Below are 8,328 nucleotides of genomic sequence, written 5' to 3'. Positions count from 1 at the left end.
TGACTACTATTCCCTTGAAATTGTGAAAAATAACAGTTTACGGATTTTTTTATTGTATTCAATTTAAATGGTGATTGAGCCTAATACGCGTCAATAAGAAATTTGCAGAAGTGCTTGGGGCAATCAAAATGCAGAAAGACTGGAAAATGATAACGCAGCAAGAATTGCGCTTAATGATGCCTCTGTCTTATCCAAAAGCGCCCTTGCCAAAAGAACCGGCTTTGATCATTGCCTTATTAAATTTGAAACTTGGATTTGATATGGCAAAAAAACATTTAAGAGAGTTGATGCAGGGTGAGATTGATGCTTAAAACGACAACCAAAATGGCAATGCAGGCTTCTATTGCCATTTCCATCGCCGAGATGGTTCGCCTTTATGCTCAGTTGGATAGAGGCTACTGGATAACATTGACCGCCATGGCTCTGACCGCACAAACCTGGGGAGAAAGCGTGAAGCGCTCCTTTGAGCGGGTTGGCATGACTGCTTTAGGCGGAATGATTGGCACAGTACTTTATTTTTATGTGCCCCATGATATGCCAGGCCTGCTCGTGACAATTCTATTGTTATTCGTATTTTTTACGGTGTACACGCTGAAAATAGCGCATCTTTTATCCGTATTTTTTTTAACAGGCTTTGTGGTATTTCTTTTTGCCATATTGGGTAACTGGAATTGGCAGATGTTGCAGATGCGGATCTTTGATACCGCTATTGGTGCGGTTATCGCTTTGGGGGTAGGTTGCTTTTTCTTTTCCAATCGCACGGATGTCAGAGATCTGTTGTGTGGTTATTTGCAAAAAATGAAGGCCGTTATTGCCAATGTTTTTTTTACCAGGAATCAGGCCCGCACCGCGGTTACCGGCAAAGCGCTTGCCGATGAATTCCAGCAAATTAAAAAGGATGCCTGCTCCATTCGTTATGAATTACTGTTTCATCGTCTAAACCCGCATCGCTTTCATACTTTGTTAAATCAAATTGAATATTGTACTTTAACCGTTTTAAATTTAACTGAATCATATGAGTGGCTAATGGCCTATCTGAGCCCGGACGAGCGGGAGGCTGTGCTTCAAGCCGCTAAAACCACCATAGAAAATATCGAGGCACTTGTTTCATGCTTTAATCAGCACACATCAAAGTTTGTTTCTGCCGCCGATGTATCAGAATTATTGAATCAAGCCATTGCTAGGGATCCTGGGCGTTTCGCAAGCCTTGAAAGTAACGCCCTTGGATTTTTCAGTGTAATGTATATTTTTACCCGCCTGAATCAAGTTCTCGGTGAGGCTTACGCGCTCATAAAGGGGGCTTATCCCCCTGAAAAAAGCCTTGAGTGTAAAGCAATTGGAGAACGCGGATAAACATCGCATAAACAGTCAAAATTGTGGTAAAATTCAAGCCATTTTATTTGTTTTGGTATGATAATGTCTGAGGATTACAGTCAATTTGAAAAACGCAAGCAGGATCATATTGAGCTTGCCTTGCTGCCTGCCAACCGTGCCGATGAACTAAATACCCTGGACAACATATCTTTAATCCATGAAGCTTTGCCCGATTTGGATTTTGCCGCTATCGACTTATCTTGCCGGCGATTAGGGCGGGATGCCGCTAAACCTTTTTTGGTGAGTTCAATGACGGCAGGCCACCGCAATGCCGCCGAGATTAACCGAAATCTGCTTATTGCCTGTGCAGAAAATGGCTGGGCGATGGGAGTCGGTTCCCAACGCCGGGAGTTAACAGACAATTCTGCAGCGTTTGAATGGCAGCCTTTGCGCGAAGAGTTTCCAGATGTTGAGATATACAGTAATCTGGGTATTGCGCAATTAATTACAACGCCTGTTACCCGGATAAAAAAATTAACAGACGCTTTAAAAGCGGATGGACTCATTATTCATTGCAATCCTCTGCAAGAATGCATTCAACCGGAAGGTACCCCTTATTTTAAAGGATGCTGGGATGCTTTGGAAAAATTGGTCAGACATTTGCCTCTCCCTGTCATTGTCAAAGAGACAGGGTGCGGCTTCTCGCGTGCTACCCTGACTCGTCTCAATGATATTGGGGTTGCTGCGGTTGATGTCAGCGGTTTGGGCGGCACGCACTGGGGACGAATCGAAGGGCACCGTGCAATTGATGACGCCCTGCGCCACAAAGCATCCATTACGTTTCGCAACTGGGGGATTAATACCGTGCAGTGCGTAATAGATGCCAAAGCTATTGCGCCCAGGTTTGAAATATGGGGTTCCGGCGGCGTCCGTCATGGCCTGGATGCGGCCAAATTATTTGCGCTGGGCGCAAGTACGGTTGGATTTGCCATACCTATGCTGAATGCTGCGCTGCATTCTGCCGAGGAGGTGATCAATTTAATGAATTTAATTGAATATGAACTGAAGATCGCTATGTTTTGCACAGGCAGCCAATACCTCAAAGATTTAAAGGAGAAGGCATGTTGCTGAATGAAAATGCCAGCCAATTGTTTCAGGGTTTTTCCAAATTGAACCGGGAAGAACGTTTTCAGCGCTTGCTGGATTTAGGCGCTTTAACTGCCGAGGATATCGCGTTTTTATACGAAGGGGGCGTAAAAGACACGAATCTTGCAGATAAGTTGATTGAAAATGTCATCGGTTATTTTCAGCTCCCGCTGGGTGTTGCTACCAATTTCCGCATTGATGGGCAGGATTATGTGATTCCGATGGCTGTAGAAGAAACATCCATAGTAGCGGCTCTTTCAAAAAATGCCAAGTGGATTAGACAATGCGGCGAAATTACCACAAGGGTTAGCGGCGACTGTATCCTGGGGCAAATTCAGATTGCCAAAGTTCGTAATTTTGAAAGATTGCAATCCATTTTTTCCGAGAACAAACAATTCCTGATAGAACGTGCAAACGAAGACGTGGCAGCCAACATGGTGCGGCGAGGAGGAGGGGTCGTTGATTTACAATTGCGACGGCTTCCCCGTGCGGATGGCAAAGAAATGGCTGTGATTCATTTAACGATGAACAGCTGTAATGCCATGGGTGCAAACATTATTAACCAGGTGTTGGAATATTTAAAAACACCTATTGAAAACTTGACTGGCGAAGAAGTCAGCATGTGCATCCTTTCCAATTTGAATGATCAAAAACTGACAACAGCACAAGTGACTATCCATGATGTAGATCCCGGTTTGGGTGAGCGGCTGCAGGAAGCTTCATTATTTGCTGAAATGGATCCCTATCGCGCAGCAACCCATAATAAAGGCGTGATGAATGGCATCGATCCGGTTTTAATCGCGACCGGGAATGATTGGCGGGCTGTTGAGGCAGGAGTGCATGCATATGCTGCCCGCTTTGGCCGCTATCAGGCGATTACCCGGTGGCGTTTTGATGGAAAAGTCTTAACGGGGGAGTTAACCGCTCCTATTATTGTCGGCACAGTTGGCGGGGTTACTTCCATTCATCCTACAGCCAGTTTGTGCCTGCGCATGATGAAAATAACATCTGCCAATCAACTTTCACGAGTGATAGCAGCAGTCGGTCTTGTGCAGAATCTCGGCGCAATCAGGGCATTATGCACTGAGGGCATTATCCAGGGGCATATGAAATTACATCTTGATAACTTGCTGCTTGTTGCAGGCGCAACAGATGAAGAAACACCAATCCTCAAAGAGCGCTTGCAACAATGGTTGCATAAGAATAAACGCGTCAGCTTAAATAATGCATTTGAACTTTTGGCCGAAATCAGACAGGCATGAATTCAATTATGAAATGGTCAATTCCTGCCAAGACATTTTTTTTAGGGGAGTATGCAGCAATAGCTGAAGCTTCAGCAATACTTTTGACCACAAATCCCTGCTTTGAGATTAGCCTGATTGATGAGATGCGTTTAGAGGGCATTCATCCTCAATCCCCAGCAGGTATCTATTGGTCAAAGTTGTCTTTTGGGAAGGGCTTGGCCGCTTTTGACCCTTATCACGGCAAAGGAGGCATGGGTGCTTCCAGTGCCCAATTTCTTGCGGCTTATTTGGCAAGCAGCTGCTTGCAGAATAAAGCTCCCGATACTGATGAAATGCTTAAGCTGTATTACCAGTCTGCCTGGCAAGGCAGGGGATTGCGCCCAAGCGGGTATGATCTGCTTGCCCAATCACAAGCTTCCTTGGTATTCATTAATCGCCAGCAACGGTTGCTGCGAACTTGCCGCTGGCCTTTTCAGGATATATCCTTTATTTTAATTCATACTGGGCAAAAATTGGCTACCCATGAATATCTGTTTTCGGCAATTTTACCGGGTGATATTCATGTTCTAAACGATATAGTGGAAAAGGCCGTTCATGCTCTTGAATCTACCGACAGTGATACTCTGATTGGGACGGTCTCTGCCTATTATCGGCATTTGCTGGGTCTTAACCTGGTTGCACGACATACCCAGGCCGCTATTGAAACTTTAACGCGCGATAAAGATATTCTTGCTGCTAAGGGATGCGGGGCAATGGGAGCAGATGTGATTTTGCTGCTGGTGAAAAAAGAACAATGTTTGGATTTGGCACAGAAATTGAAACATCTGCCGCATACTGTTTTGGCTACTGATGCTGATTTATACGAAAAAAAACCATTAATTAAAAATAATCCGCATAAAACTCTTGAAATTTCGTCTTGATCCGGTATGATTTCAGCCTCTTTGGGGCCGTTAGCTCAGTTGGTAGAGCAGGAGGCTTTTAACCTCTGTGTCATAGGTTCGAATCCTATACGGCCCACCATCATTTAATAATGAGTGAAGAAAAATCTTATCTAGAGACTTGCATGCCAGTATGATAGAATAGATTTTCGCAAAATGGATTTCATTAATCCTGGCAGTTTAGGGCCGTTAGCTCAGTTGGTAGAGCAGGAGGCTTTTAACCTCTGTGTCATAGGTTCGAATCCTATACGGCCCACCATTACAGGCACTGATGTCTAAGACTGGTCAATGGAAATTTGGTTTGTTTTGTAATTAAGATCCAACACCTAGTTTCTAATCCTAGAACCTGGAATATAGAAAGCGCTCGTAGCTCAGCTGGATAGAGTACTTGGCTTCGAACCAAGGTGTCGGGGGTTCGAGTCCCTCCGAGCGCGCCATTTAAATCAAGCACTTAGCTCTAGTTTGTGGCCAAAAAACCAAGTTACTGTGACCAAAACGTGTCTAAACACGTTCATCCGCAGCCCTAAGATGTGCACTTGAAAGGTGCGCATAACGTAACACCATTTCATAATTAGACCACCCGCCGAGTTGTTGTAACTCATGTAAAGGTGTGCCATTTTGCACATGCCAGCTTGCCCAAGTATGGCGTAAATCATGCCAGCGAAAATCATTGATCCCTGCACGTTTCAATGCTTTAAGCCATGCATGGTTATTACATCGGGTTACGGGATTGCCATTGTATGTAAAAACATACGTTGGATTTTTCCCGATCTGGGCTTTTAAAATTGAGATCGCTTGTTTGTTCAATGGAACTGGAATGGGGCGTTTAGATTTAGATTCATCAGCATGAATGAGTGCATGTTTTTTATCTAAATGTACTTCGCTCCATTTTAACTGTGTTACATTGGACTCACGAAGACCAGTGGCTAATGTGAAAGAAGCCATGTCTTTTAAATGCGGTGGTAATTCTTTCAAAAGTCGAGTTGCCTCTTGTTTCGTTAACCACCGAATCTGTTTGTTCTCAATTTTTCGCATCCGAATGATTGGCGGTTTATCCAACCAACCCCACTCCTTATGAGCACGGTTTAAAATGGCTCGGATAAGTTCCAAAATCCGGTTAACAGTCGTTAGTGAAACATTCTCTGCTTCTTTTTTCTTGGCAATAAACTCAATTAAATCTCTATCGATATCACATAACTTTTTTGAACGTAAAAATGGATCTAGCCATGTTAAATGATATTTGTCCGTTACAAGGCTGCGTTTGTGAGTTGATTCATCAACCCACCGCAATACGGCGTCCATCCACGTTTTGTTCGGTAAAGACTTCATTTTATCCGCTTGCCATAGTTCATGTTTCAGTTGATCATGCAACCGTTGTGCATCTTCCTTTATTTCAGTCCCAGTACTTTTGCGTGCTCTTTTTCCTTGGTGGCGGATATCAACCCACCATATTCCTTCTCTTTTGTAGAGTGCTATTTTATTCTCCTATGGTCACCCTGCGAAGCGTCGCAGCTAGAGTACTTGTTTCTAATGTGCATCACAAGATCTTGCTCAAGAAATATCCAGCTACGATCAATCTTGACTCCAGGGATTTGTTTATTTGCTGCCATTCGGCGAACCGTTTCTCTATGAGCGCCAAGAAATTCAGCAGCTTGTTGTATGTTGAGTGTTTTCATACTTGGTTTCCTTGGTTAAATGCTTCAAGTTGGTTCCTTTCTTGGTATTTAATTCAAGAATCATTTGATATAACTGCACGAGATGTTTTTCAGATGAGGAGAAGTTTGGTGGTATTTCATTCCCCTGATAAATAGTGCGAATATTTTTGATGGTTGAGTTTGATAAAGTGGCAATGTTTGTTAAGTCGTAGCCTGTTGAGTCCAGCAGGTATTGAATGATCCCTTGATAGATTTGCAATTTGGAACATTTCTCCATAAATAATACTCCCTTGACCTTTATCCATTAGCTAACTTATTAAAAATAAAATGAAATATTTTTCAATTTTATTTGCTGAAATAATCAACAACATGATATATTGATGATAATTATTCTAATGAAGTTTAAACTTCAAATATAAATGAATAAAATAATTCATATAGGGTAAATTTACATTGCAAATATTATTTTTGAATAATTATATTCAATTGTTATTGGGTTATTAATGACTGTGATGACGCTAAGCAACAACCTGCAACAACTCATGCGAATACATGGCAATATTTCTGTTAGTGAGCTGGCTCGGTTAACTGGTATACCCCAACCAACAATTCACCATATCCTGACTGGTTCAACGAAGAACCCACGGAAAAAGGCATTAGAGGAATTATCTCGTTTTTTTTCTGTCACCATTAATGAATTAATCGGCCAAGAACCGCTTCCAGCCGTAATCCCAGATACGATTAAAGAGAATCTTCAGATTAGTACAATACCTGTTATAGAGTGGGAATCTTTAAAAGCATGGCCTTCAGAAGCAGCCGCTAAGCAAGACAGGAAAGAAATATTAATTGATAAGAAAATTGAAAAAAATTCTTTCGCATTAGCTATGCCTGACGAGTCAATGGAGCCTTTCTTTCAAAAAAATACCCTTTTAATTTTTGATTCTGGCAAGCCACCTAAGGATAGGGATTTTGTAATTGTGTATTTATCTAAGGAAGATGCAATCTCATTTAATAGATTATTTATCGAAAATAATACCTGCTATCTTCGACAAAATATGGAAGATGGAAGCCTTAAATTGATAAAAATCGATAAACCTGCCGATCGCATCCTAGGAACACTTATTGAAGCACGGATTCAGTATTAATTTTGTAATCTATTGGTTTTTCTTCATGTAGGCTGAATATAAAAGGATTAAAATTCGTATGAATATCATAATGATCCACCTGCTCTGCTTTCTTTAAATATTTCACAACCAGCCAAGCCGGAAAGACCATAATGATTGCGCAACCCATCTTCCATAAATAGCCGCATACCATCATCCACCCTAAATGATGCTCTGTTAACTTTCCGAAATAATTGAGTAAATCTACAACTATCGTAAGTAGGGCTTGCCCCAAAGCTGTGGATAACAGGCTTCTTAATATAAAAAATTTACCCTTTAAAAATATCTTCCATTTAGAGAGCAAATAAATATTAGTCAATTCGCCTACCAGCAAACCAACAAGCCCCGCGCCCACGTATCTTAGCGTCGGATCAAATACGATTTGATATGCCGCAGCCTGTGTGAAAAATTCTGGTGCTGGTAGATGTGTAGTAGTTCAAACTTGATCTGACAGTTGCCGGTTTTTTCAGAAGTGTCTGTCAGGTCAAATTCAGTCTATCAATTGTTCCTTCCAGATTTGTTTGCCATCAATCAGCGTTTGCATTGGAGTTCGTCCACAGCACATTTTGCCTTGATGGGTGCGCTCATTATTATAATAATGAAGCCATTCGTCCAGATCTTTTTGCAGTTCATCAATGTTGTCGTAAATTTTCTTACGGAATGTAATTTGATAAAACTCCTGTAAAATCGTTTTGTGGAAACGCTCACAAATGCCATTTGTTTGCGGTGATTGCGCTTTAGTTTTCGTGTGATCAATGTTGTTAATAGCTAAAATGGTAATCCCCCCATTTTTAACTGACGCTAAAAGTAGAAACCTAGGCTGCTAGAGCCAATTTTCTTTTGGGTGGTATACCTCCAATTGCCGAGT

General features: G+C 42.0%; 9 protein-coding genes, 3 tRNA genes and 2 pseudogenes. 9 read left to right on the top strand and 5 right to left on the bottom strand.

Annotation, left to right across the window (positions count from 1 at the left end):
- The first annotated feature begins 74 nt into the window (after positions 1-74).
- The 8 genes from Llon_RS05785 (at position 75) to Llon_RS05750 (ending at position 5,079) form a co-directional block, all read left to right on the top strand.
- Complete coding sequence (locus Llon_RS05785) at positions 75-311, top strand: hypothetical protein (RefSeq protein WP_058529129.1); 237 nt, start codon at positions 75-77, stop codon at positions 309-311.
- Positions 304-1,353 carry an FUSC family protein gene (locus Llon_RS05780; RefSeq protein WP_058529128.1) on the top strand — a complete coding sequence of 350 codons (1,050 nt, stop codon included), beginning with the start codon at positions 304-306 and terminating at the stop codon, positions 1,351-1,353. The genes Llon_RS05785 and Llon_RS05780 overlap by 8 nt, the downstream gene beginning before the upstream one ends.
- 63 nt (positions 1,354-1,416) lie before the next feature.
- Positions 1,417-2,445 (top strand): type 2 isopentenyl-diphosphate Delta-isomerase, encoded by a 1,029-nt coding sequence (gene fni, locus Llon_RS05775; RefSeq protein WP_058529127.1) that lies wholly within the window; start codon positions 1,417-1,419, stop codon positions 2,443-2,445.
- Positions 2,436-3,722, top strand: a complete 1,287-nt coding sequence (locus tag Llon_RS05770) for a hydroxymethylglutaryl-CoA reductase, degradative (RefSeq protein WP_058529126.1) — start codon at positions 2,436-2,438, stop codon at positions 3,720-3,722. Before fni ends, Llon_RS05770 begins: the two co-directional genes overlap by 10 nt.
- Positions 3,719-4,624 (top strand): hypothetical protein, encoded by a 906-nt coding sequence (locus tag Llon_RS05765; RefSeq protein ID WP_237758271.1) that lies wholly within the window; start codon positions 3,719-3,721, stop codon positions 4,622-4,624. Before Llon_RS05770 ends, Llon_RS05765 begins: the two co-directional genes overlap by 4 nt.
- 24 nt (positions 4,625-4,648) lie before the next feature.
- Positions 4,649-4,724, top strand: a tRNA-Lys gene (locus tag Llon_RS05760).
- 101 nt (positions 4,725-4,825) lie between these two features.
- Positions 4,826-4,901: transfer RNA gene (locus Llon_RS05755), tRNA-Lys, on the top strand.
- A 101-nt stretch (positions 4,902-5,002) separates the two neighbouring features.
- Positions 5,003-5,079 (top strand) — tRNA-Arg (locus tag Llon_RS05750).
- Between the two features lie 64 nt (positions 5,080-5,143).
- Here the strand turns inward: Llon_RS05750 and Llon_RS05745 are convergent.
- Genes Llon_RS05745 through Llon_RS05735 form a run of 3 tightly spaced genes read right to left on the bottom strand, consistent with a single transcriptional unit; the run spans position 5,144 to position 6,574 of the window.
- A complete protein-coding gene (locus tag Llon_RS05745) occupies positions 5,144-6,118 on the bottom strand; it encodes a tyrosine-type recombinase/integrase (protein ID WP_058529125.1) in 975 nt (324 codons plus the stop codon).
- Entirely contained in the window at positions 6,115-6,252 is a 138-nt protein-coding gene (locus tag Llon_RS05740; RefSeq protein ID WP_237758273.1) for a hypothetical protein, read from the bottom strand. The genes Llon_RS05745 and Llon_RS05740 overlap by 4 nt, the downstream gene beginning before the upstream one ends.
- 34 nt (positions 6,253-6,286) lie before the next feature.
- Positions 6,287-6,574, bottom strand: a complete 288-nt coding sequence (locus Llon_RS05735; protein WP_058529123.1) for a hypothetical protein — start codon at positions 6,572-6,574, stop codon at positions 6,287-6,289.
- Between the two features lie 226 nt (positions 6,575-6,800).
- On the opposite strand from Llon_RS05735, the gene Llon_RS05730 reads away from it, so the two are divergent.
- Positions 6,801-7,442 (top strand): LexA family protein, encoded by a 642-nt coding sequence (locus tag Llon_RS05730; protein ID WP_058529122.1) that lies wholly within the window; start codon positions 6,801-6,803, stop codon positions 7,440-7,442.
- On the opposite strand, the pseudogene Llon_RS05725 reads toward Llon_RS05730, so the two are convergent.
- Both Llon_RS05725 and Llon_RS11265 read right to left on the bottom strand, forming a co-directional pair.
- Positions 7,417-7,878 (bottom strand): annotated as a pseudogene (locus Llon_RS05725) (queuosine precursor transporter); the annotation flags it as partial. The gene Llon_RS05730 and the pseudogene Llon_RS05725 sit on opposite strands and share 26 nt — an antisense overlap.
- A gap of 72 nt (positions 7,879-7,950) precedes the next feature.
- A pseudogene (locus tag Llon_RS11265) lies at positions 7,951-8,232 on the bottom strand (integrase core domain-containing protein); the annotation flags it as partial.
- Between the last annotated feature and the right edge of the window lie 96 nt (positions 8,233-8,328).

The organism is Legionella londiniensis, assembly GCF_001467825.1.
In the GTDB taxonomy this organism is placed as follows: domain Bacteria; phylum Pseudomonadota; class Gammaproteobacteria; order Legionellales; family Legionellaceae; genus Legionella_A; species Legionella_A londiniensis.
The sequence above is the reverse complement of the archived record's forward strand: the minus strand, read 5'-3'. Positions and strand labels throughout refer to the sequence as shown.